The sequence below is a fragment of the Rhodospirillum sp. A1_3_36 genome (assembly GCF_047263945.1).
Lineage (GTDB): Bacteria > Pseudomonadota > Alphaproteobacteria > Rhodospirillales > Rhodospirillaceae > Rhodospirillum.
The window spans coordinates 559,260-586,107 of the sequence record NZ_JBLAVB010000003.1 but is presented as its reverse complement, the minus strand read 5'-3'; the positions used below and the strand labels follow the sequence as shown (position 1 = coordinate 586,107).

Sequence of the window (26,848 nt, the reverse complement as noted above, 5' to 3'; positions counted from 1 at the left end):
GTCGGAACAGTCGTTTCCCCCAAAACCGGCCTGTTCCGACCGGCCAACCGAACCGGAACCCGCAAGGGTCGCGGCGATCAGCCAAACTTGAACAGAACGCCGTATCCGCCCCGGGGATACTGCCATGTCACCTCGCCGGTTTCCTGGCAGACGATGCGGCAGGTGCCGCATTCCATGCAGCCATCGGCGACAACTTCAACCTTGCCGTCCTCGGTGTCCTGGTAGCAGCCCGCCGGGCAGATGTTGACCATCGCCTTCAACTGCTCGGAGGGAACCTTGTCCGCGTTCACCCGGATGTGGGAGGTGCCTTCGTCCACCCGATACCGGTTCTGGAACAGCTTCTCTTCGATTTTCTCGCTCATCGCCATGCCCTCGCTACCTTGACGGCGTCGCCCACGAGCCCGAGCACACCCCGGGCCTTGCGGAAGCTCCGCACGATATCTTTTTCCTTGGTCAGCTTGTCGACACCATCGACCCGGAAGAAACTCTCCGCAGCCTTGGCCATCAAACGCGGGTAGGTCGTGACGAACTGCTTGTTCCGCCACAGGGTATCGGGAAGGTCCTTGTACTTTTTCAGGTCCTTCAGGACGAAGCTCTCTTCCAGTTTTTTCCGATAGAGCTTCAGGTTGGCCTCGGTCATGGGTTTTCCCTCGGCCTTCAGGGTAATGATCGTCTCCGCAGCCAACCGACCGGAGGTCAGCGCCAGATTGGACCCCTCACGATGGGCGGCGTTCAAGAAATGGGCCGCATCACCGGCGATCAACCAGCCATCCCCGTATAACTGGGGAACCGCCTTGTAGCCGCCTTCCGGGATCAAATGGGCGGCGTATTCCTTGACCTCCGACCCCTTGATCAGGGGGGCGATGGAGGGATGGGCCTTGAAGGTGTCCAGCAATTGGGCCGGAGAAACCTTTTTCTCCACGAAGTCGGAGACGATACAGCCGATCCCCAACGCGATGCTTTCCCCATTGGTATAGAGGAAGCCCGTCCCCAGCATCCCCGAGGTCACGGTTCCGAGAGCCTCAATCACCACCCCTTCATCGTCCTGGATATTGAAGCGTTCGTTGATCACATCCCGAGGCAGGAAGTGCATTTCCTTCACCGCCAGGGCGGCGTGTTCCGGATTGATCTCCTCCCGCAAGCCGGAGCGCTGCCCGACCAGGGCATTCACGCCGTCGGCCATCAGGACCACGTCGGCGAAGACCTCTCCCTCGTCCCGATCCACCCGGACGCCGATCACCTTGCCGGTGTCGTTGCGGATCAACTCCAGCACCGTGGTCTCGCAGATGACCATGGCGCCCGCGTCCCGGGCCTGCCGGTTGAACCACTTGTCAAACTGCGCCCGGATGATGGTGTAGCGGTTGGGCTTGTCCTCGTTGAAGTTCTCCGAGCGGAAGTGACTGCCCACGTAGGACCGCTCATCGAGCATCCACATGCGCTGCTCGATCACATGGCGCTCGAGCGGCGCTTCCTCGCGGAAATCGGGAATGATCCGTTCCACGGCATCGGCGTACAGAATGGCGCCCTGGACGTTCTTGGAGCCGGGATATTCCCCCCGCTCGATCTGCAGAACGTTCAGCCCCGCCTTGGCCAGCGTATAGGAGGCAGCGTTCCCCGCCATACCCGCGCCGACGATGATCACATCGAAATGTTCAGCCATTGTCATTGCCTTTCCCTGTTAGCTGGCCATGCGCCGGGCGGCCAGACGTTCGGCGAAGGCCTTGGTCAGCGCGGGCAGAATTTTGGTGGCATCGCCCACAATCCCGTGGTGGGCAAATTCGAAGATCGGCGCGTTGGGGTCGGTATTGATGGCGAGGATCCTATCGGCCCCCTCCACGCCCACCCGGTGCTGAATGGCCCCGGAGATCCCGGCAGCGATATACAACTTGGGACGGATGGTCTTGCCGGTCTGACCGATTTGGCGGTCAGCGGTGATCCACCCCTTCTGGACCAGCGGGCGAGAGCCGCCATATTCGGCACCCAGCACCGCCGCCAGGTCCTGAACCAAACGGAAGTTGGCGGGGCTGCCCAACCCCAGGCCACCGGCGACAACAATGTCGGCATAGGCCAGATGAGAGTCCTCGGAGGCGGCATCGGGAATAAACTCCAACACCTTGGTGATGATGTCCGTCTCTTCCAGCACAAGTTTGAAGTCCACCACCTTGCCGGTTCGACCGGGAACCCGGTCGGGCATGGCCATCACCCGGGGGCGCACTGTCGCCATCTGCGGCCGATAGTTCAGGGTGTAAATCGTGCAGAGCAGGGTGCCGCCAAAGGTCGGCCGGGTGGCCGCCAAGGACCGGTCATCATCGATGGCCAGTTCCGTGGAATCCGCCGTCAAACCCGTTTTCAGGGTGGTGGCCACGGAGCCCGCCAGATCGCGACCCAGATTGGTGGCGCCCATCAACAGGACTTCCGGCTGATAGCGGTTCACCAAATCGGTCATCGCCTTGGTGAAAGACTCATTGCGGTAATCGGCCAACAGCGGGTCAATCACGGTATAGACCACGTCCGCGCCATACTCGAAGGAGTCCTGGGTGGCTCGCTCGACACCGCCATCGGGGGCTCCCATGACCACGGCGCAGAGATCGACCTCCAGCTTATCGGCCAGCTTGCGGCCCTCGCCCAGCAGTTCCCAGGACACGGGATGCACCTGGCCCCGCTCCAACTCCACAAGCACCCAAACGTGTTTGTAGCTTTTGAAGTGCTCGGGCAGTTCCTTCTTGGCACTGGCCCGGCTGGCCTGGGGGGCGGGTTTCTTGGCGTCCGTCATCTCTCGCTCCCTTTCTCTCAGGAGGCCAGAACCAACTCGGGGATTTCGGCCTCGAGTTTGGGATTGGCAGTGAACAGGGCGTCGATGGCGGCTTGCGCGATCTCGGCGTCGGATTTGCCCTCGGTTTCCACCAGGACGGCTTTCTCATTGCGGGGCTTCGGAGCGAAGACCTTCTTCACCACCGTCGGCGAGCCGCGCAGGCCGCATTTGGTGATATCCTCCACCCCGGCCTGTTCGGCGTTCCAGGTGGTGATCTCGGCCCGGGCAGCCCGGAACATGTCAGGCATGGAACCGCGACGCAGGACATTGGAGCCTTCCAACATGGTGATCAGGCAGGGCAACCCGGTGGTCAGCACCTGGGTGCCCCCCTCGGCCCGGCGCTCCACAACGATGGAGCGAGACCCCAAATCCAGGGAGCGGATCGCCGACACATAGGTCAACTGATTCAGCCCCATGCGCTTGGCAATGCCTGGGCCGACCTGGGCCGTGTCGCCGTCGATGGTCTGCTTCCCGGCAAAGACGATGTCCACCGGCTCCTCGGCGTCGATCTTCTTGATCGCCGTCGAAAGCGCAAAGGAGGTGGCCAAGGTATCGGACCCGGCGAAGAAGCGGTCGGTCAGCAGGACCGCAGCGTCGGCGCCACAGGCCAAAGCCTTGCGGAGGCTCTCATCGGCCATGGGCGGCCCCATGGTCAGGACCGTGACCTTGCCGCCAAACTGGTCCCGCAGGCGCAAGGCCTCCTCCAGCACGACGAGGTCGTAGGGGTTAATGATCGTCGGCACGCCCTGGCGCATGATGGTGTTGGTCACCGGATGCACCCGGATCTGCGCGCTGTCTGGAACCTGTTTAATGCAAACAACGATATGCATATATCGTCTCCTCCATCGCGAGGGCCCCGGAGGCCCGACTGTTTCCGGTGCGGGGTGTGCCCCGCTGAAGTCCTGGTCGTTTCGGCGTTATGGGTCGTTTGTGACCTGTCGGCTTACCGACGAAACCCGGGGCTTGCCCCTGTGACCCATGCTCCAACTTAGCAAAAACAATGCCAAAACTAAGAACTTGAAAAATAGACGGTTTTTCTGGATTTCGGACCAACACTTCTGTCGTTTATGTCCTCTACCCGACAAACAGACCCGACAATTCCCTGTCGCAAATCCCTCAGGCTTCGGCCGAGGATCCGACGGGCTCTCCCCCTAACGGCTCAATCGCATCCAAGCCGACGAAAGCCTTCCCCTGCTCTTCCTTGAAAACCTTGAATAGCTTTTCAGTCCGGGCATCGGTCGTGGTGAAATCCATGTGGGCACGAGCCAAACAGGCCCGATGGGCGGAGCGCAGGGCGTCGTCGTTGGTCTCATCCACCTCGGTCTGTTCCAGGTAGGTCTGGTACTTCTTGAGGATATGCAGACGGTTCACATCCACCAGATGCTCGTCGTATTCGATATCCAGGAAGTCAAAGAACTCTTCGGCATCGGACAGGGACTTCAACTCACGCATAAATGTGCCCATGGGGGATATCCTCTCTTGTCTGGTCGGATCGGGTCAGGTCGGGAGTGGGATCAGCTCGCAGCCCGGTGGTGAGGGCGACTGAAATCCATATTTTCTACGGCCTCGGCCACGGACAGGGTTTCCACGTAAAAGCGCTTGATGTCGCCGTCCGAGGGAACCGCCTTGGTCTCTCCAACATGGCGCCGCACCCGGGCGAGCATGGCCCGGGCCTGGGCCTCGCCAGGGGACAAACCCAGCGCGTTACAGGCGTGCAAGACACCGGCAACACCGGAATGCTTACCCAGAACCAGTTGGTGACTGCGCCCCAAGTCAGCCGGGGACAAGGCCTCGTAGTTCTTGGGATCACGGAGCAAACCACTCACATGGATCCCGGATTCATGGGTGAAGATCCCCGCGCCGACAATCGGCTTGTTGACCGGCACCGGCCGACCCGAGGCATCGGCGACAAGGCGGGACACCATGGTCAGAGCCCTTGGGTCGACCCCCGTGTGGCGGTCGTAAATGTTGCGGCAAGCCATCACCACTTCCTCCAGCGGCGCATTCCCGGCGCGCTCACCGAGGCCATTGACGGTGGTGGAAACATGGGTGGCCCCGCCAAGGACCGCGCCCAGGGAGTTGGCCGTGGCCAGTCCCAAATCATCATGGGCGTGGATTTCCAGCTCCAGACCGCTGTTGGTGCGCATGCGCTTGAAGAGGGATTGGGTGGTGAAGGGATCCATGATGCCCAGGGTATCGGCGAAGCGGAAGCGCCGGGCACCGGCCTTCTCCGCTTGCTCGAGGACCCGCAGCAGGAACTCCGGATCGGCACGGCTGGAATCCTCGCCACCAAGCGCCACCTCCAGCCCCTTCTCCAGGGCGGTCTTGACCATGGTTTCGATATGGGCGAGCACCCAATCCCGATCCCGACCGATCTTCCGCTCGATCTGCTGGTCCGAAATGGGAATGGACAGGTTGATCATATCGACGCCGCAATGGGTGGCCGCTTCGATATCATCCAGGTGCATGCGGCACCAAACAATCGCCCGGGTGGTGTCAAGCAGTGCCGCGACGGCGCGGATGCTCTCCTGCTCTTCGGGTCCCATGGCGGGGATCCCCACTTCCACCTCGGGCACCCCGGCATGTTCCAGGGCTCCGGCGATGGCGAGTTTTTCTGCCAGCGTAAAGGTGACGCCGGCGGTCTGCTCGCCGTCACGCAAGGTGGTATCGTTAACGACCACGGACGCGAAGGTCATGACCGTTTCTCCTTACCAGGTCCGCGTCACGCCTTTGGGGGAGGGACGCGCAAAAGAATGGGCGATGCCAACCCCGACAGGGTCAACGATGCCGAATGGACTCAGGCGGGAACAGCGGACGCCCCGATGGAAGAGGCCCTGACTGGCTTCGTCTTGCCCGCCAACTGATGGTCGGCGGACTTTGACTTGCCCGCCAACTGATGGTCGGCGGCGTGAGCCGGAATAATCCGGACCGGCTTACCGACGGCTTCCATGATCTTCTGTTGGACACCCATCAGGGTGACACTGGCCAACTGGCAGCCGACGCAGGCGCCGGTCATGTCCACGAAGACCTTGTTCTCCTCAATCCGAACGACGCTGATATCACCGTTGTCTTTCTGCAAGCGCGGGCGGATGGTGGACTCGATGACCTCGTGGACCTTGGCTTCAAAGGCTTCCTGGGACATGACGGGGGCTTCCTTTGCTCGTCTTCGAATAGGGTTCGCGGGGACAGAAGCGCCGACGCCTCAGCAAGACCCCGGGGCGGAAAAGGACTTACCGCAGGAGCAGCTTTCCGTTGCATTCGGATTCTCGAACACGAAACCGGCCCCCCCAACGCTTTCCTTGAAATCCAGGACCGTGCCGTTCAGCAGGGGCTGGCTATCGGCGTCCACGAAAACTTTCACATCCTCGCCAATATTGATCACATGGTCGCCGTCCTTGGGGGCAGCCTCCAGGCCCATGCGATAGACAACACCGGCACAGCCACCGGATTGCACCATGATCCGCAGCCCCTCGGCCTTCTCGGCGGAGCCGGAAACGACCTTGCGGACGGCGGCGGCAGCGGATTCAGTCACATTCATCATCGGGGGGACCCTCCTTCATGGAACAGGCAACAAGGGGTGTGCGCCTATTGAAAAGCAAAGATCATGCCAAGCGACACTCTATTGATTTACAACAATTTCCCAGCTCGTCGGGGCTGGAGGATTTCCGACAAACCCACCCCTTCCCGCCTTTTGTCGCAAAGCCGACATGGAAAAGGGGGGCATAGCCCCCCTCGTTGTCACCTGATCAATCACAAACCGCCCCGCCCCCGTCTCTACCCCTTGTGAGAGCGGGCGAGGCGGATGCCCCCCCACAGGAAGATCCCCAGGGACAGGGCGGGAAAGAGGAAACCGGCAAGGCTCGCGCCTTTCCAGCCCCCGAGGGCAAAGGCCCAACCACCCAAAGCAGACCCCAAGGCACCGCCCATAAAGAAAATCGCCATATAAAGGCCATTCAAACGCCCCCGGATCTCCGGCGCCTGGGAGAAGATGACCCGCTGGTTGACCACCAGATTCATGGTCACGCCGAAGTCGACCAGAATGGCCGCAGCCACCACCAATCCCAGCGCGAAAGTGGACCCCGTCTCCCCAAAGCCCGTCATGGGGCCCAAGAACGTCATGGGGAAGGACAGGCCAACCATGCACATGGCGGTTATACTGGCCGGGAAGCCCCAGCCCCGATCCGCGATCCGCCCGGCGATGGGCGCCGCCACAGCACCCGCCACCCCGGCCAGGGAGACCCAACCGATCCCCGCAAGGGACAGGTTGAAGGCAGGTCCGGACAGGTAGAGCGGCGCCGTCGTCCAGAACAGGCTGAAGGACGCGAAGAGCCCCGCGTGGGAAATCGCCCGACGCCGCAAGTCGGGCATGGTCAGAACCAAGCCGACCATGGAGAGCATCAGATCACCATAACGGGGCTTGGGATTGGGGTCCCGGCGGGGAAGCAGAACGCTGTGAACCACAAGCAGGATCGCCATGGCCCCAGCAGACAAGAAGAAAACCGCATGCCAGGACAACAGATTGGCAATGAAACTGGAGAGCGGACGGGAGGCCATGATGCCAAGCATCAGCCCGCTCATGACATTGCCCACCACCCGGCCACGAATGGCCTCGGGCGCCAGATGGGCCGCGAAAGGCACCAGAACCTGGATGGCGACGGATCCCAATCCAACCGCGAACATGGCCAGCAGGAAAAGCCCCCCATTCGGCGCCAGAGCCACTCCCACCAGACCGGCAGCGGCCAGGACAAGCAGGCTCACGACCAACCGCCGGTTTTCCACTCGATCCGTCAGAGGCACGATCAACAGCAAGCCCAGGACATATCCCACTTGGCCGAGGGTGACGATCAACCCTTGGGCTTCCGGCGTCAGCGCGAGATCCCTGGCAATGGACCCCACCAAGGGCTGGGTGTAATAGAGGTTTCCCGCGATAAGCCCACAGGACAGGGCCAAAAGGAAGGTAAGCCAGCCCATCTGCGCCGCGCCCCCTTCCGCAAGTCTGGGTCCCGTCATTGGACCATATCCACGGAGCGAAGAAAGCAAAGGGTGAGAATTTTCATAGCTTGCTATCCAAAAAACAAAAGACCGCTCTTTTTATGGGGCGGACATACTGGGGCCATCGGATCAGAAAAGGAGGACGCCACCCGGTGTCGGAGATGGGGCCTAGGGCACCATTCCGCAAGAGAATCGTTGGGGTTTGGTGCTTAATACCAAGGTGCGGTGAGTTTGCCTCACCGCACCTTGGAAGCGGCCAAGTGGCCGCCGCGCCTTATGGCGCGTAAAAGCCCGCCTGGCGTTTGAACGCAAGAAAAGCGGCCTGGGTTTCAACCCGCGCCGCTTGGTATAACGGCACAGTACACAACAGTGTCTCGTCTTTTTTTGGGCGATAGCCCAAGCCCATTTGGGGGCGATGCCCACACTACACGACTCTCCTTGATTTGAGGGCTTTGATGAGGGGAGCGGTTGCCGTGTTGTGATCGGTTCTCATGCATCGTCTCAGTTCGTCGAGTCCGACGCGGAACCAGGACTTGGCGTAATATCCATGTGCTTTTCGGGGCGGTGCGGCGCGCACCATGATATCGGATGCCGTGCGACAGGCCCTGGCGATGGCCAGGGTCACGAGGGCCATCAGCAGGGACAACCTTGAGGAGATTGTCAGTCTGGTGTCCTCCAGGTTCAAAACGCGCGTTTTGGTGTCGCCGAACAAACATTCGATGGCCCATCGTTTTCGATAGAGCTTAAGCGGCCCAAGGCCGGGTTCGGTGCTGGCAATAATGATGATCCCCTCGCTTCCCCTGATCCGCTTGGCGGAAAAGTGAAGGTCCAGAGCGGGGTGCCCTTGCCGCTCGGGCAGCCGGGTTCGGATGCTCCTATGGGCAGTTTTTCCACCCAGAGGAGAATCGATCTCACCATCCACCGCCACACTAAAATGCGCCCTGTCGTGTAGTGTGGGCGATGCCCCCAAACCCCCATTTTTCTTTTAAAAATAACAGCCTGGGGTCTAGGGCCTTTCGGCCAAAAATATGAGAAGGTCAATGACAGGCGGGAGCAAAGCCGTATTTCGCCTTCTGTTTGGCCACATAGTGCTGATGATAGTCCTCGGCCATCCAGAATGTCGCAGCCGGTTCAAGAACCGTGGCAATGGGAGCAGGGTGACGACCCGAAGCGTCCTCCCGGGCCAAAGAGGCCTTGGCCTGGGCCTCCTGACCGTCGTCCTGGGGATAGATGGCCGACCGGTACTGGTGCCCGACATCCGGCCCCTGGCGGTTCAACTGGGTGGGGTTATGGCAGGCCCAAAAGACTTCCAGCAATTGGTCATAGGAAATCCGCTCCGGGTCGAACTCGATCCGCACCGCTTCGGAATGACCTGTATCTCCGCGGCAGACCTCCTTATAGGTCGGGTCGGCGCGGTGCCCTCCGGTATACCCCACGGCGGTATCTGTCACCCCCTCCAACTGGCGGAACGTTTCTTCCACGCCCCAAAAGCAGCCTGCAGCGAAAACGGCAACGGCCATGGCCCGGTTCCTTTCCTTCGGTGATCGGATGCATAAACGAAAACCTTGTGCACCGACCGATAACTCTTGTGATGGCGTCGGTCCACTGGTCAGAAGATGGGGTCCCCACCCTCTCGGCGAAAGAGGCTGGCAAAACCAAGCCCCAGCTCAGGGACGGGCGCGACCAGCTCAGGGACTGGCGCGAAAGGAGAAATGCGCCTCCAAGGGCAAATGGTCGCTGGCCACCCGCGTGCCGTCAGTCAGGACCACCCGGTGGGATTCCAAGGACAGGTGGGTGGAACCGAGAATCCGGTCGAACATCAAGGTCGGCAGACCGGAGGGATAGGTGCGTCCAACCACCCCTTCGGGCAGCAAGACGCGCAGGCGGCCCATGGAATAGCTGGTGCGCCGCCAATGGTTCATATCGCCACACAACAAAGTGGGCAAATCCGGCTCTTCGGCCAACCGGTACAGAAGCCGCTGGATCTGCAGCCGTCGCTCCACGGGGTTCAGTCCCAAATGGACATTAATCACTCGGGCAAGCCGTCCGCCCACCAGCAGCCTCGCCTCAACGCCACCCCGGGGGGAATGGTATGGCAATCCCAGATCGAACCCCTCGGCTGCTTCCACAGGATGGCGCGTCAGGATGGCATTGCCGAAATGGGCATCCGCATGGTGGCGGACCAGACCGGGCAAAACTGTTAAACCCGTTTCCCGCTCCAGGAAGGCAAATTGGTCAAATCCCACCCGCCCGCGTAGGGCCCACCCCACCTCCTGCAGGCCCAGTACATCCACATCAAGGGATTGAAGAACCCGAACAATCCGGTCTGGCCGAAATTTTCCGTCGGTTCCCAGGCAGGAATGAATGTTGTAGGTCGCCAGAGACAGCCGCTTGGGGTCCCTGTTCTCCTCGGGTTCCGTGCTGCCCATGATGTTTAAGGCACCCGCCAAATGGATCCCCGCCCAATCATCCACGCCCAATCAATGCCCGAGAGACCGAATCAATGGGCCCGGCGATCACGCGGAACGTAAAACCCTTCCTTCAGGGCCTCAAACAGGGAGGTGACCTCCGGATGTTTGATGGGTTTGGGATCGTCTTCGGCCACCAAATTTTGTTCCGAGACATAGGCCGTGTAGGTGGTTTCTTCGTTTTCTGCCAATAAATGATAGAAGGGTTGGTCTTTGGTCGGACGCATGCCCTCGGGAATGGATTCGTACCATTCGTCGGTGTTATCGAACACCGGATCGACGTCAAAAATAACGCCACGGAACGGATGAATCCGGTGACGCACCACCTGCCCGATCCGATATTTCGCCAATCTTATGCCCATGGAACGCCCATACCCTTGAAAAAGAATCCGATAAAACCCAACAAAGGTGAATTTTGCGCCGCCATCGGCGCGAAGGCAAGGCCATGATGGTCGATTTCCCGAACTTACCCCCTCTTCCCATCGATCGTGCCCTGCCCAATCTGCGGACAGCCCTGGCAGACAGGTCCTGCTGCGTCCTGGTGGCCGCACCCGGGGCGGGCAAGACCACGCGGGTGCCTCCAGCCCTGCTGGACGAGCCCTGGCTGAAGGGGCAGCGGATCCTGATGCTTGAACCCCGGCGCTTGGCCGCCCGGGCCGCCGCGCGGCGCATGGCCGCCGAACGGGGCGAGGCCGTGGGCGATCTCTTCGGCTATCGCGTGCGCCAGGACAGCAAGATCTCCGCCCGCACTCTGGTAGAGGTGGTAACCGAGGGCATTCTCACCCGCCGTCTGCAAGGGGATCCGGAGTTGGCGGGCGTGGGCTGTGTCATCCTCGATGAATTCCATGAGCGGAGCCTGAACACCGATTTGGCCCTGGCCCTGTTGCGTGAGGTCCAAGGCGCCCTCCGCCCGGACTTGCGCCTTCTGGTCATGTCCGCCACCCTGGACGCTGCGGCGGTTTCCGCCCTTCTCGATGACGCACCGGTGGTGGACAGCCCGGGCCGAGCCTTCCCCGTTGCGGTTCGCCACCTCCCTCGGCCCGAACAACGCGCGCTCCCCGAGGCCATGGCCCGCACCATCGGCGCCGTCCTGGCAGAGGAAAGCGGCAGCCTGCTCGCCTTCCTTCCCGGCGAGCGGGAGATCCGTGCCACCCAATCGGCCCTATCCGGTCGCCTGCCCAAGGATGTGATCATTCGCCCCCTGTTCGGCGCCCTGCCCCCAGCGGAGCAGGATGCCGCCATCTCCCCCTGCCCCCCCGGGCAGCGCAAGGTGGTCCTGGCCACGGATATCGCCGAGACCAGCCTGACCATTGAGGGGGTGCGTGTCGTGGTCGATGCGGGCCTGCGTCGCACGCCCCGCTTCGATCCCAACACGGGCCTGGGGCGGCTGGAAACGATCCGGGTCTCCCAGGCCGGGGCCGAACAACGGCGGGGCCGCGCCGGACGGTTGGAGCCTGGTCTCTGCCTGCGCCTTTGGCCGGAACCGGAACACCGGGCGCTCCCTCCCCATGAAACGCCGGAGATTCTCGCTGCGGATCTAGCCCCCCTGGCCCTGGATCTGGCCGTCTGGGGCACGCGGGACGCCGGAGAGCTCTCCTGGCTCTCGCCACCGCCTCTCGGCCCCCTGGCCCAAGCGCGGGAACTCCTGACCGGGCTCGGCGCCCTTGATGGACAGGGCGGGATTACCGCCCATGGTCGGGCCATGGCTGCCCTGCCCCTGCATCCCCGCCTCGCCCATATGGTCCTGGCTGCAGAAGAAGACGGCACCGAGGCTGCGGCCTTGGCCCGGACCCTCGCGGCTTTGCTGGAGGAGCGGGATATCCTGAAGGGTGGCCGACGGGACGCCGACCTGCGGTCCCGGGTGGAGATCTTCGCCCTGGGACGGCGCCCCGGGCCGGAGATCGACACAGGCGGGTTCCACCGGATCCGCGACGCCATTGATCAACTCACCCGCATCCGCCGCGCCCCCTCCGGCGGCTCCCTGTCGCCCAGGGACACAGGCCGACTGCTCGCCCGGGCCTATCCGGACCGGGTGGCCCAGGCCCGAAGCGGATCTCATGCCCGCTATTTGTTGGCCAATGGCCGGGGCGCCCAACTCGACCCCACCGATCCCCTGGCCTCCTCTCCCTTCCTGGTCGTCGCCGAAATGGATGGCGCGGGAACCGAGGGGCGGATCCGGCTGGCCGCACCCATAGACCGCGCCGACCTGGACAGCCTGTTCCAGGGGAGCCTCACCCCTCAAGAGGCCATTTCCTGGGATCCCCGGACCGAGACCCTGACCGCCCGTCTGGAACGGCGTCTGGGCGCCCTGGTCCTGGAAAGCCGCGACCTGCCCCCGGGGGATTGGACGGCCCGGGCGGTTCCCGCCGTCCGCGAGGGCATCCGCCGCTTGGGCCTGCAAGTCCTGCCCTGGTCCAAGGAAACCGACCGCCTGCGCGAGCGGGTGACCTTCCTGCACCATGCCTTGCCCGATGAGGACTGGCCCGACCTGTCCGACAGGGCCCTGCTCGACACCCTCGCCGATTGGCTGGATCCCTATCTGTCGGGCATCACCAGACGAAGCCATTTCACGCGCATCGATTTGACCGGAGCCCTGAAAAGCCGGATCGGCTGGCAGCGCATGGGGGAACTCGACACCCTCGCTCCCACTCATCTGCCCGTGCCCAGCGGTCAATCCGCCCCCCTGGATTATGGGGCTGAGGATGGCCCCGTTCTCGCCGCCCGGGTGCAACAGCTCTTCGGCCTGACCGAAACGCCCAAGGTCGCCCGGGGAACGCGTCCAGTGCTCATCCACCTGCTGTCACCCGCAGGACGCCCCCTTCAAGTGACCAGAGACCTGGCGGGTTTCTGGAAAACCTCATACGCCGAAGTCCGCAAGGATATGAGGGGCCGCTACCCCAAACACCCCTGGCCAGAGGATCCGACCCTCGCCGACGCCACCAACCGGACCAAACCCAGGGGAAAATAACCCTGGAGCGGGATGAGGACAGGTAGGCACCGGCTTTCCGTCCGGATACACGACAGTCTCTCGTCCTTTTGGGCGATTGCCCAAGCCCATTTGGGGGCAAATGCCCCCACCCCCCCCTTTTTTTCCGGGGAATAGGATCGGAACGGGTCTGATCAGGACCGGTTGGCGTAGGGATTCTTGGTCGCGCGGAACAGCAAGCGAATGGGTGTCCCATCCATGTCAAAGTCTTCCCGAAGGCCGGAAATCAGGTAACGCCGATAGGACTCGGGCAAATCATCGGGCCGAGTCATGAACAGGGCGAATGTCGGCGGCCGGATTTTGGCCTGGGTGGCAAAGCGAATCCGCAAGCGGCGGCCATGCTTGCCCATGGGGGGCGGATGACGTTCCACCATGGCCTGGAGCCAGCGATTGAGACGGCTGGTGGCAACCCGTCTGTTCCACTTGCCATGAACCGTCAGAACGCTTTCCATCAACCGGTCCATCCCCTTCCCTTCCAGGGCGGAAATGGTCACGGTGGGAATGCCCCGCACCTGGGCGAGCGAGGTCTGCAAACGGTCGGACAGGCGCTGAAGGGCCGCCTTCCGATCTTCGCAGACATCCCATTTGTTCAGGGCAATAACCAGGGCGCGGCCTTCCTCAATCACGAGGCGGGCGATGGTCAGGTCCTGCTTGTCCAGGACCATATTGGCATCCAGCATCAACACACAGACCTCAGCCAACCGAATGGCATTGAGGCTATCGGCGACCATCAGCTTTTCCAGGCTGTTTTCCACCCGGGCCTTGCGGCGCATGCCTGCGGTATCCACCAGACGGAAGCGGCGCCCTCCCCACTCCCAATCCACCTCGATGGCATCTCGGGTCACCCCGGCCTCGGGTCCGGTCATCACCCGTTCCTCACCCAAAAGGCGGTTGATCAGGGTCGACTTGCCGGTATTGGGACGTCCGATAATGGCCAACTGGATGGGCCGCTCGCCCCGGGGATCCACGGCCTCGACGGCATAGTCCTCTTCGTCGTCGTCACCTGCGGCAACAAAGGCCTCGAGATCGAAGTCCTCATCGGGCTCCAACGCGTCGATATCGGCATCCGCCAATGCGGAGGCCTTCGTTTGGGCGCGGACCTCCGCCTCGGCCTGTTCGGCCAGAAATTGGGCGCGGGCGGCATCGGCCTCCTGCTTGGCTTCTTCAGCCATATGGGCGTCGTAATGGGGCAACAGGGCCTCATAGAGCAGGGCCAACCCCTCCCCATGTTCGGCGGACAGGGGAACCGGTGTTCCCAATCCCAGACCATAGGCTTCGTAAAGTCCAGGCTTGCCGGCCCCCCCCTCGCATTTATTGGCCACCAGGATGACGGGAATGGGTGCCTTGCGCAGCAGATCGGCGAAATGGGCATCAAGGGGTGTCACCCCGGCCCGGGAGTCGATGAGCATCAGGGCCACGTCGGCCTCGCCGAGCGCCCGGTTGGTCTGTTGTCGCATCCGGCCTTCCAACATCTCCGGCCCGGCGTCTTCCAGTCCGGCGGTATCCACCACCCGGAAGGTCATATCGGCGATTGTGCCCTTGCCTTCGCGCCGGTCCCGGGTCACCCCGGGCATGTCATGGACGATGGCCAAACGCCGCCCCACCAGGCGGTTGAACAGGGTGGACTTGCCCACGTTGGGACGTCCAATGATGGCGACGGTCAGCATGCGATTTTCTCAATTCAAAAACAGCCGAGGGCGGCGGATCATCGTCCGCCGCCCAGGATTGGGGGTTACACCGATAGGAAGCAGCGATTAGCGGTACGCCACAAGATCCCCGTTGGTGGTCAGAAAATAGATGGTCCCATTGGCCACGACCGGAGCCGACGCCATGGGATCGGGCAGTTCAATACGCCCCAGAACCTTCCCCGTATAGGGGGAGACCGCATAGGCGTATCCGTCGGAGGATCCCACGATCAGCCGGTCGGACGCAAGAACAGGCCCGGTCCAGACGATGGGGTCCGACAGGTCTTGCGGATTCTCCCAGCGCGGCAGGGGTGTTGTCCAAAGGACGCCGCCTGTGGTGGCGTTGATCGCGGCAAGTTCCGCTTCCTCGCTGACCAAGAACAGGACATTCCCCGCCAACCAGGGTTGCTGGGTTCCTGCCACCCGCAGGATCCAGGCACGACCGCCCGAACGCAGGTCCATACCCGCCATCAGGCCACTGTTGCCGATAACGAACAACCGGTTACCATCAATGACCGGATTGGCCCGAATGTCCTGCAGAGTGCCCACGGCATCGGTCCGCCGGGCCGCTGTCACGGAATCGGTCCAGACTTCGGCCCCGCTTTCCAGACGCAAGGCAAAAAGCTCGCCCGAGGAATAGGGTACCACGACGATTCCCTGGTCGACAGCCGCCGTCGGCGCGCCCAACAGGCTGGCCGTTTCCGGAGAGCCCGAATGGGACCACAGGGCGTGGCCATCGATGGCGGCCAACGCGATGGTCTGGTTATCCACCGTCTGAACAATCACCCGCCCAGAATTGACCGCAGGGGCAGCGCGTATCGGAGCATCCACCGGAACCCGCCAGAGTTCCTGCCCCGTATCGGCCCGCAGGGCAACGACCTTGGCGAAACCGGTTGTGGCAAAGACCCGCCCCCGATCAAAAGCCACACCGCCGCCCAACAGGGCGCCGTCATCCTCGTCCTCATCCGAATCGGGCAGGTCCACGGACCAGAGGCGCTCCCCGGTCTCCGCATTAAACGCCCGGACTGTGGCTTTCCGGTCGATGGTGAAAATGCGACCATCGGCCACCACTGGCCCATTCAGCAGCCGATCGCGCGAAGACCCACCGGCCCCGATGTTGACCCGCCAGACCCGTTGCAGAGTATCGCCGACCACCATGTGCTGCATCGCGTGGTGGGAATAGCCACCGCTCTGGGGCCAATCGGCATTGGGTTCGGGGGCGGGCAGGACGACCTCTTCCTGGTCACGGGTCGCTTGGGCGAGACCGCGCTCCTGACCGAGGACCGCATCCCGTTCACCGGGCAAGGGCGGTGGATCGTCCCCACCGAACCAACTGTCTGATCCACAGCCACCCAGTGCCAGAACCGCCCCCAGCCCCAAAGCGGCGATAACCAACCGCCGACCGCCAGAGCGCATCCCCACCGTCACAGGTCCCGTCATGCCTCAACCCTCTCCGCCTTGCCCGGTCGTTGCCGCATCCGGTCCTGTCTCTGAAGTCGGTGTCGGCGTCGATGTCGGGTCCGTGGGGGACTCGCCCAGGGCGGCCAGGATCTGAACGGCCCGTCTCCGGGAATCCCCCGGCCCCTGGGGGTCATTGGCCAAGCCACGCAACAAAGCCACGGCCTCGTCTTTATCACCCCGCTTCAGAGTTGACATCGCAGCCAGTTCCTCGGCCAGAGCACGCCAAGGGCCAGTTCCTGCCCGCGCAGGCTCCAAAAGGCTATCCACGTCCGCAGGATCCAGGACATCCATACCCCGCATCACGGCCAGAACCCGCGCGGCATCGCGAAACACGGGGTCAACCCTGTCGTCGCTGGCAACACTCTTATAGGCAGTCACGGCCTCTTCGGTTTTCCCATCCTGGGCCAGGATCGCAGCGCGGCTCAGAGAAGCCAGGGGTGCGTAGCCCGAGGAGTCGTTCTCGGCCACGGCCTCCAGAGCCGCCAGAGCGCCCTGCGTATCTCCCTTGGCGACCAGGTCCTGGGCGGCCTCGTACTGAGCCGCAGCCGCCTCGCGATCGGACGCCTGATAGGCCTTCCAGCCCTGGGCGCCAGCGACGATGGCCACGACCAGAATCGCAGCGCCGATGACCAAGCCGCCGTACTGTTTCCAGAACGCGACCATTTTCTCGTGACGCAGATCTTCATCGACCTCGCGGAACAGGGCTTCCTCTTGGGGATTGGTCTCGGTTGGTGGCTGGGCCACGCGTCTCTCCTACGGTCTGAACAGGCTAAAGGTTACCAGGCGAAGATCCATCACCTTCTTGAAAGACTTGAAAGAACGCCCTTCCTCCACGGTCCCCAGTGACGCTATGTCAGAAAGAGGGTCTGTGGATAACCCGCCCGGACGCAAATCGGAGCAGGACAGAGTGGCATTCTTACGCGAGCCACCATAGCCAGGGGCTACAGGATTGGCAATCGTATGGCTCGGGTCCATGGCAGGAAGATGGCACCATCAAAGGAAAGGTAAATCCTTAACGGTTTTTAACCCCTGGTAAGGATTTTTTGGGGTAAAATTTGCGTCTGGGGTTGGACTCTACGGCGCCATCAGATCAAAATAGCCTGAACCGCCCTTGACCCCGCTCGACCAGAATGGTCGGCTCAGATGGCCCCGGCATTGAAAAGGATGCCTCCGATGACCACCAACACAACCAGAGGCACCGCCCCCCCTCGCCCCGTCCACTCCCGAACCCGTTTGGCGATTCTCGGCACAGCCTTGGGTCTGCTGTCCGGCTGCGGCATGGAGACCAACCCCCTTCTCACAGCCAGCGGCGCCATCGAGTGGTTCCCCACTCCCCTGATCGCCGCAGAAATCGCCACCATGTCCCTGACCGGCAAGACCATGGTGGACAATGCCTATTCCATGGTGTCCGGCAAGGATTGCAGCACCATCCGTTACCTGGAAGGCAACTATTATTGCCGGGAAGTTCTCCCAAGCAACCAGGTCGTCGACACCCGGTTGTACTGCTATCGCACCTTGGGAGACATCACCTGTTACGCCCAACCCCAGCCCTACCAGCGCAATCAACAGGTTGCGCCATCGCTGATCAAAGTTGGTGCACGAACCCAGCGGATGGAAAACTAGGACATCGCCCCGAACGGAGGCGTCAACCGGAGTTGGACTGGAGTTCCGAACAGGCATGCATTAACGGTAAAGACCTCGTACACAGCCCGATCCCTGAACGGCCCGATCCCTGATTGGACTTGGAATGAACGAGGGTTTCGCGAATGTACACATGCCCTAGATCCTGTCAGGGGGCGCCATGAACAAGGTTCTCAGACTGATCGAACAACGGCGAACCAACCCGTTCGTCCATTTTGATCGGAGAGAGTTGGGCCAACTGCTCACCCTGTATAGCCGCCAGGTGGCCAAGGGAGTCTGGCGGGACTATGCCATTGACCACGGGGACACTGTCGCCCTCTTCCATATCTTCCGCCACGCGGGCGAGCGCCCCCTCTTTTCCATCGTCAAAAAACGGATCAAGGCCGGATTGAACCCAGTTCATACCTATAGCCTTCATTCCGGCCCCCGGCGCTTGGCCCAGGGGGACAGCCTGATGGAAATCGCGGACCATCTGGAAAAGCCCCCGTCAGCGGTTCGCTGGTGAATCCTTTGCCCCTTCATCCTCCCAAACGTGAGGAGTCTCTTGGAATAGTTGACTTTCCCGCAGGGTGGACAGGCCGCCCCACGGGAGGTATACGCAGTCATACGCTGTATTTTCCGTTCTCCCCCATGGTCCTTGGACCCGTGCTGCGGTGAACGGAACCAGGTCGGCCACGTTCCAATGGATGAAGGGACACCGGTCGAGACGTCTGGATTTGTCCAATAGGGTGGACCCCCGTGACAGGGACGCCGATCCGCCCTCCGCTCTAGGGGGAGAGACCCACAATGAATGTTACCGGCAAGCTTCTGGGTATCCTGGCCATCGCCGTTGTTGGCCTGCTGTTCTATCTCAGCATTTACGTGGTGGGTTCCACCGTCGCGCCAGCCTTTATGACCATTATGGGCTTTGCAGGTCTGGCTCTGACCGTGTTGCTCTTCATGGTTATTCTAGCCGTAACAAACGCTAAAACTGACGATTAACAACCCAATCACCGCTTTATACCAAAGTGCGGTGAGTCTGACTCACCGCACTTTGGCATTATCAGGCTGCGGAAAAAGTCCGAAAACTCACCGAAACCTGGGTCCCCGCGCAAGCGGGGATCCAGGTTTTATGATTTCTTGCCGCAAATGACACCGCATCTGGATTCCCGCTGTCACGCTGCCGACTGCGATCATCGGAAACGAAATTCGCCACACCCGCTTCTAACCCAACAAATTTAGAGCAAATCCCGAGCAATCTGGAACAGATTGCGACGGACGGAACGCACGCCGTAGGCGTGACGATTTGCTTGAATGTCAGAACGTTAGAGCATGTTGCGTGAATCACATTTCACGCGACATGCTCTAGACCCGACGGACTGCCAGGGCAGACCATTTTAGGGGACGACTCGGCCATTTATCTAAGCTGTGGACAAAGATCGCCGCCCCAGTGGAAAAAGACAAAGCCGTTAGTTAAAATTATTTCGAAAAACCCAAGAAATCCGGGACTTCGCACGCCCAACGGGCCTGTGGATAACTTTGAGGAAAACCCTGTGCAAAGCCCGCTTTCGTGCCGAGTCCCAACCCACTGGGGGCCGCACGGCGCTCTAAGGGACAGCCACCGTTCCGTCACGCGCCTTCGACGACCATTCAGTCACGAGCCTTCGACTGCCATTCAGTCACGAGCCTTCGACTGCCATTCAGTCACGAGCCTTCGACTCGATAAAATCCAGAAGCGGCGCCCATTCCGCCCGATAGGGCTCCAACCGGGCACCGGGTAGATCAAACAGACTGACTCCGTCGGCCGCCGCATTGTTGTAATGCTGCGTATCCCGCAACCGGGTAATCACTGGGAAACTCAAATCCTCCAGAAACGCCTCCAGTCGGGACAGGGCCTTGGTGTTCAACCGAACCCGGTTGGCAACGAAAGCGACCTCCCGCTTGTTCTTGCGGATTTCCTTGATCTTCTCCAGATGACCAATGAAGCGACGCGTTCCGTCCTCGTCAAAAGCGCCGGGCAAGACAGGCACAACCACCATGTCAGCCCGCTCGACGATATCCTTCACCACCCCCTTGCCCATGGCCGCAGCTGCGTCTACAACCAACCGGTCGATGGACTTGGGAATGGTGTCTTCCTTCGAGAGATTAATCCCGGTAATGGGGACAGCCTCCGCCGGTCGCCGATCCAACCAGGACAAGGCGCTTTGCTGTCGATCCAAATCCGCCAACCCCGTGGAAAACCCCCGGGTAGCGAAATTGGCGGCGAGATGGGTGGCAACGGTGGTTTTCCCGCTTCCCCCCTTCGTGTTTGCAATGGCTATAACGAACATGACGAGGAGTATAAGCGCACATATTGCGTCTGTCATGTGACAAGTCCTGGAAGAACAGGGGCCTCTTCTAGGAATTGAATCATCGCGTTGCCCATCCGTTGGAAGTCAGTCTAGACTGGCGACAGCCGGAACGTGACACCAAGCGGATGGACAGACGGAGCGCGAATGGATTTTCCCTTAGGGCCAAGTGACGGAGAGACCTCCGAAACCTTATTCAAAGCGATTGTCGAAGCCCTTCCGATTGGCGCAGCAACCCTGCGCGAAGGGCGCATCATCCAAGCCAATTCAGCCCTCTCCAGACAGTTCTGCCACCCATTGGACAAACTCTATGGGTTGGAATTCCCATCCCTGCTCACCCCAGGGGATGCCCAAGCCATTCGCAGGATTATCGCAGGTGCCAACGAATTGCATGGCGGCGTCCCCGTGCGCCGGGTGGTGAGAATCACCGACTCCGATGGGACCCCCCACCTCCTCAGCCTCCGTTTTTCGCCGATCAGCAAGGAAAGTCACCCCCTGCTGGTGGTAACAGCCCGGGATATGACCAATCAGCACCGGGCCGAGCAGAACCTGAAAGCCGCTGAGGCCAAATACCGGGGCATCTTTGAAAACGCCGTGGAGGGGATCTATCAGACCACACCAAACGGCACCTATCTGGACGTCAACCCCTCGCTGGCCCGCATCTACGGATTTTCATCGCCCCAAGAAATGATCCAGCATTTCACCGACATCGGCCGCCAACTGTATGCCGACCCCAGCCGTCGGCTCGATTTCAAGCGCTTGATGGAAGAGGATGGCGAGGTCCTGGACTTCACCGCCGAAGTGATCCGCCGGGACGGGAAACACATCTGGATCACCGAAAACGCCCGCTGCATCCGCGGTCCTGGAGGGGAAGCCCTCTATTACGAAGGCACGGTCGAGGATATCACCGAACGGCGCCAGTCCCAGGAAATGACACGCCTGCTTGGCCGGGTATTCAACAGCGTGGCCGAGGGAATCGTCATCCTGGAGCGGGACCTGAGCGTGCGGACGGTCAACCCGGCCTTCGAATTCCTGACCGGCCTGAAACGCCAGTCCCTTGAGGGCAAGCAAGCCCCCCTGTTCGCCAGCGGACTGCACGAAACCCGCTTCCTCCATACGGTCATCGACGAGGTCAATGCCAAGGGCATATGGCGCGGAGAAATCTGGGGCCAACGCAAGGAAGGCCCGCCTTACAATGGGGAAATGACGGTCACAGCGGTCCGGGATCGATCCGGCGCTCCCACGCATTATGTCGCGGCCATCACCGATATCACCCAAAGGAAGCGGGACGAGGAACACATTCGCTTCCAGGCCAATTTCGACATGTTAACCCACCTCCCCAACCGGCATCTGATCATGGACCGGCTGGAACAGGCCATGCACTTGGCCCAACGGAACGAAACGCGGGTCTGCGTCATGTTCCTGGACCTGGATCGCTTTAAGAACATCAACGACTCCTACGGCCATGCCGCTGGAGATGAGGTATTGAAGTTGACCGCCCGGCGCCTGCGCAACTGTGTGCGGATTTCCGACTCCGTTGGTCGCCTGGGCGGGGACGAATTCATTATCGTCCTCTCCAACCTGGATGATGCCTCAGCCGGGTCCCAAGTCGCCGAAAAGGTCCTGTCGGTCCTCTCCGAATCCTTCCCCGTTGGAGGGACGGAGGTCTTCTGCATCCCGTCCATCGGCATCACCTATTTCCCGGACCATGGGGATACGGCCCCGGATCTGCTGCGAAACGCCGACGTCGCCATGTACCATGCCAAGTCAGGTGGCGATCAGCGATTTGCCATTTTCACCCCGGACATGGCCCAGCGCTCCCTGGCCCTGTTGACCATGGAAAACGACCTCCGCCACGCCCTCGCCCGGGAAGAGTTCGAACTGTATTTCCAACCCAAGGTCCGGTCCGACGGGAACCTGATCGGGGCAGAAGCCTTGATCCGCTGGCACCATCCAGAAATTGGCATCGTCAACCCTGCGGAGTTCATCCCCCTGGCAGAAGAGTCCGGCCTGATCGTCCCCATGGGCCGCTGGACCCTGCGGGAAGCCTGCGTTCGTCTGATGGAATGGCGGAGCGAGGGACTGTTCCTGCCCAGCGTGTCGGTCAACGTCAGTCCCCGCCAGTTCCAGGACCACACCCTGGTCGATACCGTGCGCCAGACCCTGTCTGAAACGGGCATGGATCCATCCAGTTTGGACCTGGAAATCACCGAGTCCGTCATGACCGGGGACGTGGAACACGCCGTGGGCACCCTGCGCGCCCTAAAGGACCTGGGCGTGACCCTGTCCATTGACGATTTTGGTACGGGCTATTCGTCTTTGAACTACCTCAAGACCTTCCCCATCGATACCCTGAAAATCGATCAAACCTTCATCCGGGACGTCTTGGCAAGCGGCAAAGATGCAGCGATCGTGTCCACCATCATCACCTTGGCCCAAAACCTCGGCTTTGATGTGGTCGCCGAAGGAGTGGAAACCTTGGGTCAAGCCGCCTTTCTGACATCCCAGTCCTGCCACCACTACCAGGGCTTCCTATACGGTCGCCCCCTGCCGCCGAGTGAGTTTTCACAATACCTCCGCAAGCTCTTGGACGCCCCATAGAGCACCACTCCGATCTGATCCGGAACCCCATCCTTCCTTCAAAGATAAGCGTGGACTGACCGCTAGAGTGCCATGAGGTCACGTTGGGCCAAAGACGTGGCCCAACGTGACCTCGGAGCACTCTAGAGAAAGAGAGATCAACTCTTCATTTTATAAATCGTTTTCACCGTATAATTTGTTTTTCCTTGACTTTCAAAGTAAATGCGAACCAACAATTCGGCCACCAACCCCAACAAAATACACATCACACCCGTGATCACACACATGGCGCTCAGGAGAGGCAGGGGAGTACGGTTCAGATTGATTTCCTCGAAAATCTTCAGATAGAGCCCCCCCCCCAGGGACAGAAACGACAACAGAAACAGGAAAAAGCCCAATCCGCCAAAAATATAAATGGGCTTGGTTTCGTATTGAGTCAGAAACTTCACCACCATCAGATCAAGCAGAACCTTGAAGATGCGGTTCAGACCGTATTTGGACGATCCCGACATCCGGGCATGGTGGCGCACGGGCATTTCCGTGATCCGCGCCCCCTGCCAACGGGCATAGATGGGGACAAACCGATGCATTTCCCCGTAAAGCCGAAAATCGGAAAGCACCTCCCGCCGGTAGGCCTTCAAGGTGCACCCATAGTCGTTCAGGTGAACACCAGACGCCTTGGAGATGATCCAATTGGCAACCGCGCTGGGCAGGTTACGGGTCAAGGCATCGTCCTGGCGATCCTTGCGCCAACCCGATACCACATCATAGCCCTCGTCCAGCTTTGACAGCAGGGCGCCGATGTCCCGGGGGTCATTCTGCAGGTCACCATCCATGGGAACGATGACCTCTCCCCGGGAATGATCGATCCCGGCCATGATTGCCGCAGTCTGACCCGCATTACGCTTGAAGGTAACCAGGGTCAATTCCGGATAAAGGGACAGCAAAGACTCCAAGCGGGCCACGGTTTGGTCGCGACTGCCGTCATCGACCATGATCACCTCAAAGGGACGATTAAGGTCACGCAGGGCGGGGAACACCGCCTCGCACAGGGGTTGGACGTTATCTTCCTCGTTATAAAGCGGAATGATCACCGACAACAGATCGGTGGTATCCGATGGGATTTGCATGGGGGATCCGGAATGGGACTGGCCGGTCATTGATCTTGTTCCTGACGTCCGTAATTATCCTCGAAACGCACGATATCGTCCTCGCCCAGATAGGCACCCGATTGCACCTCAATGAGATGCAGGGGCAAGATGCCGGGGTTCTCCAAACGGTGGATCGTGCCAAGCGGGATATAGGTGGATTCATTCTCCCGTAGAAGAAAACTGTCTTCCCCACGGGTTACCTTGGCCGTGCCACGCACCACAATCCAATGCTCGGCTCGGTGGTGGTGCATTTGCAGGGACAAACGGGCGCCCGGCTTGACCACGATATGTTTCACTTGATGCCGGTCTCCGGTATCGAGCCCCTGGTAACTGCCCCAGGGACGGAAGACCAGCCTGTGATAGGCCTGCTCAGTCCGGCCGTGGGCCTTTAGGGTCTCCACCACGGCCTTCACATCCTGTGCCCTGTCCCGGGGAGCGACCAGAACCGCATCATCGGTGGCAATAACAAGGACATCCTCCATGCCAGCCACGGCAACCAGCGGACCTTCTGAGCGCACATAGGATCCGGAGACATCATGAAGCAGGACATCCCCCCGGGAGACGTTCCCCGATCCGTCCTTCTCGCTGATATCCCAAAGGGTCGACCAGGCGCCCAGGTCACTCCACCCAATATCCGCAGCGATGACGGCAGCCTTATCAGTCCGCTCCATGACCGCGTAATCGATAGACTCTCCCTTCACCTGCTCGAACAGAGCTTTATCCAGACGCGTGAAGTCAAAGTCGTGCGTTGCGGCAGCCAGCGCTGCCCGGGTTCCATCCAGAATCTCCGGTGCATAGCGCTCCATCTCGGCAAGAAAGCTCTCCGCCTGAAACAAAAACATCCCGCCATTCCAAAGATGGCCACCGTCGGCGAGCAATCTCTCCGCGGTGTTCAGATCAGGCTTTTCCAGGAAGCGATCCACCTTGTGCAGCTTGCTTCCCTTGGCCACCCTTTCGCCTAACTTAATGTAGCCGAACCCTGTCTCCGCCTTATCCGGAATGATACCGAAGGTCACGATTCGCCCTTCCAGGGCCGCAGGGATCGCGTCCATCACGACCTGCCGGAAGACCTCCGGCCGGGTGATCACATGATCGGACGGCGCGAGCAACACCAGAGCTCCGGGATGGGCGTCCCGCGCCAACAGGGCCGCCACAGTGGCTGCGGGGGCGGTATTCCGCCCGATGGGTTCAAGGACGATGGCATCCGTTGCCAGGCCGATCGCGCGAGCCTGCTCGGCCACCACAAAACGATGGGCCTCGTTACAAATCATCATCGGTCCGGTGAAAGGAAGGCCGGACAGGCGCAGCATGGTGTCCTGCAGCAAACTGTTGCCGCTGGCCAGGGGAAGGAACTGCTTGGGATAGGCGCTGCGGGACATGGGCCACAGCCGCGTGCCTGCCCCCCCGGACAGGATAACGGGAACAATGCGAGTCCCAACGGCATCGGCCATAAACTCGGCCCTCCATTCAACATTTAGACATCACAATACACGGGCACGACTGCGGATCCACAAGCGCGACCATGCGAAACCAAAGGACCGTTTTTCCCCAAACCAAACATGGTGCGTCGCTTCTAATCCAAAGGGTAAGCCTGGGCAAGCGCCCTACCCAACAGAATAGGCAGCGAAGGCCTCGGCCAGGGCTGTGCGCCCCATCCCGGCCCTCAGGGACAAGGTCAACAGGCTACGCGCCTTGGCTGTCGTCAACCAGCCGCCCATGACTGCTCCCCGGGCGATCAGGTCCAACTCACTGCCCGGATAGCCATAGGTGCGGCTTAGGGTTCCGCCATTTTCCACTCGGGTGGTGACCACCACCGGGATCCGCGTGACGAGTGCCTCCACCCGATCGGCAATGGAAACAGGAACATGTCCTCCGCCGACCCCCTCCAGCACCAAACCACTCAGTTCCCTCCCCGTGACCTGATCCCCCCCTGTGACCTGATCAAACAGCTCCGGATCATCCCCGGGCAGGGCAATCACCCAAGGCAAAGGGGTCTCCCAAGAGACAGGTGGAAGGAAGAAAGGCGGTTTCACGCCGGGGGCCAGGGTCACCCCGTCCTCTCCTACCCAGCCCAACGCGCCAAAGGGGCTGGACGCGAACCCCGTGACGGACCGGGTATGCACCTTGCGGACAAAGCGGGCCCCATGGACCTGCCCGGCCATGACCACCAACACCCCCAGACCCCGCGCCGCAGGGGCCAAAGCAACCCGGACCGCATCCACGAGATTGACAGGCCCATCCGCGCCGGGCAGGGAGGCATGTCGCATGGCCCCAGTCACCACCACAGGAACTCCTTGGGCAACCCCCAGAAGATCCAGAGCGAAGGCCGTATCCTCCAGCGTATCCGTTCCCTGAGTCACGATGACCGCGTCAACGCCCTCGGCCACGGCCTGGCCGATGGCTTCAGCCACATCGATCCGCCGGGCCAAGGATACCTCGGCACTGGACAGGATGAAGGGAGAGACCGCCTCGATCTGCGCGAGACTCCCCAGCATGGGGGCGGTTCGAACCAAGTCCTCCGCCCCCATGGTCGGCTGGGCTCCCCGCCCATCCCCCCGGTCAATACACGCAATCGTCCCACCCAATGAGAGGATTTTCACCTTTGGCAGCCCCGCCCCTCCCTTGAAAGGCGATTGTTTTACATCAAATTTTCCCATGATTGCGGTCCCTTATGCTGCGTCGCACATAAAAATTGCACGCATTTTTTCGCTGCCTGTTTTCTTATCGGAAATCGTCACCATATGC

The 26,848-nt window shown here is 61.0% G+C and carries 25 protein-coding genes; 5 read left to right on the top strand and 20 right to left on the bottom strand.

What is annotated here, in order from left to right; translation table 11 throughout:
* Positions 1-77: 77 nt before the first annotated feature.
* The 13 genes from ACLIRY_RS10240 to hspQ all read right to left on the bottom strand — a co-directional run bounded on the left by ACLIRY_RS10240 (position 78) and on the right by hspQ (position 10,634).
* On the bottom strand, positions 78-362 hold the full coding sequence (locus ACLIRY_RS10240) for a ferredoxin family protein (RefSeq protein ID WP_413205272.1): 285 nt from the start codon (positions 360-362) through the stop codon (positions 78-80).
* Complete coding sequence (locus ACLIRY_RS10235; protein WP_413205271.1) at positions 359-1,666, bottom strand: FAD-dependent oxidoreductase; 1,308 nt, start codon at positions 1,664-1,666, stop codon at positions 359-361. Before ACLIRY_RS10235 ends, ACLIRY_RS10240 begins: the two co-directional genes overlap by 4 nt.
* A gap of 12 nt (positions 1,667-1,678) precedes the next feature.
* Positions 1,679-2,773 carry an electron transfer flavoprotein subunit alpha/FixB family protein gene (locus ACLIRY_RS10230; RefSeq protein WP_413205270.1) on the bottom strand — a complete coding sequence of 365 codons (1,095 nt, stop codon included), beginning with the start codon at positions 2,771-2,773 and terminating at the stop codon, positions 1,679-1,681.
* A 17-nt stretch (positions 2,774-2,790) separates the two neighbouring features.
* Complete coding sequence (locus tag ACLIRY_RS10225) at positions 2,791-3,642, bottom strand: electron transfer flavoprotein subunit beta/FixA family protein (protein WP_413205269.1); 852 nt, start codon at positions 3,640-3,642, stop codon at positions 2,791-2,793.
* Positions 3,643-3,928: 286 nt separating this feature from the next.
* Positions 3,929-4,276 carry a nitrogenase-stabilizing/protective protein NifW gene (nifW, locus tag ACLIRY_RS10220; RefSeq protein WP_413205268.1) on the bottom strand — a complete coding sequence of 116 codons (348 nt, stop codon included), beginning with the start codon at positions 4,274-4,276 and terminating at the stop codon, positions 3,929-3,931.
* 50 nt (positions 4,277-4,326) lie between these two features.
* Positions 4,327-5,508: a homocitrate synthase gene (gene nifV, locus ACLIRY_RS10215; protein WP_413205267.1), complete on the bottom strand. Its 1,182-nt coding sequence runs from the start codon at positions 5,506-5,508 to the stop codon at positions 4,327-4,329.
* A 101-nt stretch (positions 5,509-5,609) separates the two neighbouring features.
* The gene (locus ACLIRY_RS10210) at positions 5,610-5,954 is read right to left on the bottom strand and encodes a NifU family protein (RefSeq protein WP_413205266.1); all 345 of its coding nucleotides are present in this window, start codon (positions 5,952-5,954) and stop codon (positions 5,610-5,612) included.
* A gap of 60 nt (positions 5,955-6,014) precedes the next feature.
* Entirely contained in the window at positions 6,015-6,353 is a 339-nt protein-coding gene (locus ACLIRY_RS10205) for a HesB/IscA family protein (protein ID WP_413205265.1), read from the bottom strand.
* Positions 6,354-6,586: 233 nt separating this feature from the next.
* On the bottom strand, positions 6,587-7,822 hold the full coding sequence (locus ACLIRY_RS10200; RefSeq protein WP_413205264.1) for an MFS transporter: 1,236 nt from the start codon (positions 7,820-7,822) through the stop codon (positions 6,587-6,589).
* 406 nt (positions 7,823-8,228) lie between these two features.
* Positions 8,229-8,732 carry a transposase gene (locus ACLIRY_RS10195; protein ID WP_413205263.1) on the bottom strand — a complete coding sequence of 168 codons (504 nt, stop codon included), beginning with the start codon at positions 8,730-8,732 and terminating at the stop codon, positions 8,229-8,231.
* Between the two features lie 109 nt (positions 8,733-8,841).
* Positions 8,842-9,324 carry a peptide-methionine (S)-S-oxide reductase MsrA gene (gene msrA / locus ACLIRY_RS10190; RefSeq protein ID WP_413205262.1) on the bottom strand — a complete coding sequence of 161 codons (483 nt, stop codon included), beginning with the start codon at positions 9,322-9,324 and terminating at the stop codon, positions 8,842-8,844.
* A gap of 168 nt (positions 9,325-9,492) precedes the next feature.
* Entirely contained in the window at positions 9,493-10,233 is a 741-nt protein-coding gene (locus ACLIRY_RS10185; RefSeq protein ID WP_413205261.1) for an endonuclease/exonuclease/phosphatase family protein, read from the bottom strand.
* Positions 10,234-10,304: 71 nt separating this feature from the next.
* On the bottom strand, positions 10,305-10,634 hold the full coding sequence (gene hspQ / locus ACLIRY_RS10180; protein ID WP_413205260.1) for a heat shock protein HspQ: 330 nt from the start codon (positions 10,632-10,634) through the stop codon (positions 10,305-10,307).
* 83 nt (positions 10,635-10,717) lie between these two features.
* On the opposite strand from hspQ, the gene hrpB reads away from it, so the two are divergent.
* Positions 10,718-13,240 (top strand): ATP-dependent helicase HrpB, encoded by a 2,523-nt coding sequence (gene hrpB / locus ACLIRY_RS10175; protein ID WP_413205259.1) that lies wholly within the window; start codon positions 10,718-10,720, stop codon positions 13,238-13,240.
* A 152-nt stretch (positions 13,241-13,392) separates the two neighbouring features.
* On the opposite strand, the gene der is transcribed toward hrpB, so the two are convergent.
* The 3 genes from der to ACLIRY_RS10160 form a co-directional block, all read right to left on the bottom strand.
* Positions 13,393-14,925 (bottom strand): ribosome biogenesis GTPase Der, encoded by a 1,533-nt coding sequence (der, locus tag ACLIRY_RS10170; protein WP_413205258.1) that lies wholly within the window; start codon positions 14,923-14,925, stop codon positions 13,393-13,395.
* An 87-nt stretch (positions 14,926-15,012) separates the two neighbouring features.
* Positions 15,013-16,383 (bottom strand): PQQ-binding-like beta-propeller repeat protein, encoded by a 1,371-nt coding sequence (locus ACLIRY_RS10165; protein ID WP_413205257.1) that lies wholly within the window; start codon positions 16,381-16,383, stop codon positions 15,013-15,015.
* 3 nt (positions 16,384-16,386) lie between these two features.
* Complete coding sequence (locus tag ACLIRY_RS10160) at positions 16,387-17,148, bottom strand: tetratricopeptide repeat protein (protein WP_413205256.1); 762 nt, start codon at positions 17,146-17,148, stop codon at positions 16,387-16,389.
* Between the two features lie 429 nt (positions 17,149-17,577).
* Here ACLIRY_RS10160 and ACLIRY_RS10155 point away from each other — a divergent pair, with 429 nt between their 5' ends.
* The 3 genes from ACLIRY_RS10155 (at position 17,578) to ACLIRY_RS10145 (ending at position 19,026) form a co-directional block, all read left to right on the top strand.
* Complete coding sequence (locus ACLIRY_RS10155; protein ID WP_413205255.1) at positions 17,578-18,027, top strand: hypothetical protein; 450 nt, start codon at positions 17,578-17,580, stop codon at positions 18,025-18,027.
* A 178-nt stretch (positions 18,028-18,205) separates the two neighbouring features.
* Complete coding sequence (locus ACLIRY_RS10150; protein WP_413205254.1) at positions 18,206-18,550, top strand: DUF2794 domain-containing protein; 345 nt, start codon at positions 18,206-18,208, stop codon at positions 18,548-18,550.
* Between the two features lie 281 nt (positions 18,551-18,831).
* A complete protein-coding gene (locus tag ACLIRY_RS10145) occupies positions 18,832-19,026 on the top strand; it encodes a hypothetical protein (protein WP_413205253.1) in 195 nt (64 codons plus the stop codon).
* A gap of 698 nt (positions 19,027-19,724) precedes the next feature.
* Here the strand turns inward: ACLIRY_RS10145 and ACLIRY_RS10140 are convergent.
* Complete coding sequence (locus tag ACLIRY_RS10140) at positions 19,725-20,390, bottom strand: ParA family protein (protein WP_413205252.1); 666 nt, start codon at positions 20,388-20,390, stop codon at positions 19,725-19,727.
* A gap of 129 nt (positions 20,391-20,519) precedes the next feature.
* Here ACLIRY_RS10140 and ACLIRY_RS10135 point away from each other — a divergent pair, with 129 nt between their 5' ends.
* A complete protein-coding gene (locus ACLIRY_RS10135) occupies positions 20,520-22,973 on the top strand; it encodes an EAL domain-containing protein (protein ID WP_413205251.1) in 2,454 nt (817 codons plus the stop codon).
* A gap of 137 nt (positions 22,974-23,110) precedes the next feature.
* On the opposite strand, the gene ACLIRY_RS10130 is transcribed toward ACLIRY_RS10135, so the two are convergent.
* The 3 genes from ACLIRY_RS10130 to ACLIRY_RS10120 form a co-directional block, all read right to left on the bottom strand.
* A complete protein-coding gene (locus ACLIRY_RS10130; RefSeq protein ID WP_413205250.1) occupies positions 23,111-24,082 on the bottom strand; it encodes a glycosyltransferase family 2 protein in 972 nt (323 codons plus the stop codon).
* Positions 24,083-24,108: 26 nt separating this feature from the next.
* Positions 24,109-25,554, bottom strand: coding sequence for a mannose-1-phosphate guanylyltransferase/mannose-6-phosphate isomerase (locus ACLIRY_RS10125; RefSeq protein WP_413205249.1), 1,446 nt, complete (start codon positions 25,552-25,554; stop codon positions 24,109-24,111).
* 153 nt (positions 25,555-25,707) lie between these two features.
* Entirely contained in the window at positions 25,708-26,760 is a 1,053-nt protein-coding gene (locus ACLIRY_RS10120) for an asparaginase (RefSeq protein WP_413205248.1), read from the bottom strand.
* Positions 26,761-26,848: the final 88 nt, after the last annotated feature.

Coding starts and splice junctions, on each gene's coding strand:
- ACLIRY_RS10240 (WP_413205272.1), bottom strand. CDS start 362: ATGAGCGAGAAAATCGAAGAGAAGCTGTTCCAGAACCGGTATCGGGTG.
- ACLIRY_RS10235 (WP_413205271.1), bottom strand. CDS start 1,666: ATGACAATGGCTGAACATTTCGATGTGATCATCGTCGGCGCGGGTATG.
- ACLIRY_RS10230 (WP_413205270.1), bottom strand. CDS start 2,773: ATGACGGACGCCAAGAAACCCGCCCCCCAGGCCAGCCGGGCCAGTGCC.
- ACLIRY_RS10225 (WP_413205269.1), bottom strand. CDS start 3,642: ATGCATATCGTTGTTTGCATTAAACAGGTTCCAGACAGCGCGCAGATC.
- nifW (WP_413205268.1), bottom strand. CDS start 4,276: ATGGGCACATTTATGCGTGAGTTGAAGTCCCTGTCCGATGCCGAAGAG.
- nifV (WP_413205267.1), bottom strand. CDS start 5,508: ATGACCTTCGCGTCCGTGGTCGTTAACGATACCACCTTGCGTGACGGC.
- ACLIRY_RS10210 (WP_413205266.1), bottom strand. CDS start 5,954: ATGTCCCAGGAAGCCTTTGAAGCCAAGGTCCACGAGGTCATCGAGTCC.
- ACLIRY_RS10205 (WP_413205265.1), bottom strand. CDS start 6,353: ATGATGAATGTGACTGAATCCGCTGCCGCCGCCGTCCGCAAGGTCGTT.
- ACLIRY_RS10200 (WP_413205264.1), bottom strand. CDS start 7,822: ATGACGGGACCCAGACTTGCGGAAGGGGGCGCGGCGCAGATGGGCTGG.
- msrA (WP_413205262.1), bottom strand. CDS start 9,324: ATGGCCGTTGCCGTTTTCGCTGCAGGCTGCTTTTGGGGCGTGGAAGAA.
- ACLIRY_RS10185 (WP_413205261.1), bottom strand. CDS start 10,233: ATGGGCAGCACGGAACCCGAGGAGAACAGGGACCCCAAGCGGCTGTCT.
- hspQ (WP_413205260.1), bottom strand. CDS start 10,634: ATGGGCATAAGATTGGCGAAATATCGGATCGGGCAGGTGGTGCGTCAC.
- hrpB (WP_413205259.1), top strand. CDS start 10,718: ATGATGGTCGATTTCCCGAACTTACCCCCTCTTCCCATCGATCGTGCC.
- der (WP_413205258.1), bottom strand. CDS start 14,925: ATGCTGACCGTCGCCATCATTGGACGTCCCAACGTGGGCAAGTCCACC.
- ACLIRY_RS10165 (WP_413205257.1), bottom strand. CDS start 16,383: ATGACGGGACCTGTGACGGTGGGGATGCGCTCTGGCGGTCGGCGGTTG.
- ACLIRY_RS10155 (WP_413205255.1), top strand. CDS start 17,578: ATGACCACCAACACAACCAGAGGCACCGCCCCCCCTCGCCCCGTCCAC.
- ACLIRY_RS10150 (WP_413205254.1), top strand. CDS start 18,206: ATGAACAAGGTTCTCAGACTGATCGAACAACGGCGAACCAACCCGTTC.
- ACLIRY_RS10145 (WP_413205253.1), top strand. CDS start 18,832: ATGAATGTTACCGGCAAGCTTCTGGGTATCCTGGCCATCGCCGTTGTT.
- ACLIRY_RS10140 (WP_413205252.1), bottom strand. CDS start 20,390: ATGACAGACGCAATATGTGCGCTTATACTCCTCGTCATGTTCGTTATA.
- ACLIRY_RS10135 (WP_413205251.1), top strand. CDS start 20,520: ATGGATTTTCCCTTAGGGCCAAGTGACGGAGAGACCTCCGAAACCTTA.
- ACLIRY_RS10130 (WP_413205250.1), bottom strand. CDS start 24,082: ATGCAAATCCCATCGGATACCACCGATCTGTTGTCGGTGATCATTCCG.
- ACLIRY_RS10125 (WP_413205249.1), bottom strand. CDS start 25,554: ATGGCCGATGCCGTTGGGACTCGCATTGTTCCCGTTATCCTGTCCGGG.
- ACLIRY_RS10120 (WP_413205248.1), bottom strand. CDS start 26,760: ATGGGAAAATTTGATGTAAAACAATCGCCTTTCAAGGGAGGGGCGGGG.